This window comes from Streptomyces durocortorensis, from assembly GCF_016901035.1.
Lineage (GTDB): Bacteria > Actinomycetota > Actinomycetes > Streptomycetales > Streptomycetaceae > Streptomyces > Streptomyces durocortorensis.
The window spans coordinates 1-1,330 of record NZ_JAFEUF010000496.1 but is presented as its reverse complement, the minus strand read 5'-3'; the positions used below and the strand labels follow the sequence as shown (position 1 = coordinate 1,330).

General features: G+C 72.3%; 1 protein-coding gene. It reads right to left on the bottom strand.

Annotation, left to right across the window (positions count from 1 at the left end; all coding sequences use genetic code 11):
• Positions 1-47: 47 nt before the first annotated feature.
• On the bottom strand, positions 48-1,244 hold the full coding sequence (locus JS521_RS35695) for a globin domain-containing protein (protein WP_205086995.1): 1,197 nt from the start codon (positions 1,242-1,244) through the stop codon (positions 48-50).
• Between the last annotated feature and the right edge of the window lie 86 nt (positions 1,245-1,330).

Sequence of the window (1,330 nt, the reverse complement as noted above, 5' to 3'; positions counted from 1 at the left end):
ACAATGGGCGGGTCACCCGCCCATTGTCGCCCCCGGCCCGGGCGGTTTCAGGAAGAGGCCAGCCAGAGGTCCGGGCCGAACACCTCGTAGTGGACGTCGGCCGGCCGGCCCCCCGCAGCCAGCAGTCGGGTCCGTACCGCCCGCATGAAGGGGAGCGGGCCGCACAGATAGGCGTGCGTTCCCGGCCGTACGGTGATGCCGTCCAGGTCGACGGGGCCGGTGCGGTTCGCCGGCTGCCCGGCCTCCGGGGCCTCGTACCAGAAGTGCGCCTCGGCGCCCGGGAGCTTCTCCGTCAGCCGTACGTGGTCGGTGCGCAGGGCGTGGTCGGCCGGCGAGCGGTCGCCGTGCACGACGGTCACCGGGCCCCGGTGACCCTCCTGGGCGAGGTGTTCCAGCATCGACAGCATGGGGGTGCAGCCGATGCCCGCCGAGGCCAGCAGCAGGGGCGCGTCCGGGTGGTCGAGCACCAGGTCCCCGTAGGGGAGGGAGAGGCGCAGCAGATCGCCCACCTGCGTGCGCTCGTGCAGGTGCCGGGAGACCTCGCCGTCGGGCGAACCCTGGCCGCGCACGCGCTTCACGGTGATCGACCGGAGCCGGGAGCCGGGGGCGCCGGAAAGGCTGTACTGGCGTATCTGGCGGGCCCCGTCCGGGAGTTCGACCTGTACGGAGACGTACTGGCCGGGCCGGAAGGTGGGCGGGGGTGTGTCCTCGGCGGGGCGCAGCAGGAAGGTGGCGACGTCCTCGGTCTCCTCGATCCGGGTGGCGACCTCCCATTCCCGCCACACGTCTCCGGCCGCGACGCCCTGCTGGGCGTAGAGCCGCGCCTCGATGGCGATGAGGGCGTTCGCCATCAGCCAGTAGACCTCGTCCCAGGCGGCGGCGACCTCCGGCGTGACCGCGTCGCCCAGGACGTCGGCGATGGCCGCGAACAGATGGGTGTGCACCACCTCGTAACTCTCCGGGGTCACCCCGAGCGAGGCGTGCTTGTGGGCGATCCGGTCCAGCATCACGTCGGGCCGGGTGCCGGGCCGCTCGACCAGCGCGGTCGCGAACGCGGCGATGGACCCGGCCAGGGCCCTGCGTTGCTCGCCGGAGGCCTGGTTGCCCCGGTTGAACAGGTCGCGCAGCAGCTCGGGGTGGGCGGCGAAGAGCTTCTCGTAGAAGAGGTCGGCGATGTCCCCGATGGCCGCACCGACGGCGGGGAGGGTGGCACGGACGGTGGCGGTGGACCGGTCGGAGAGCATGGGGCTCCTTTTATTGGAATGCTGGATGCATATTTAAGGGCGGGGGGAACCGCCCTGGCGGGCGGAAGTGTTCGAGAGGGAGGGTC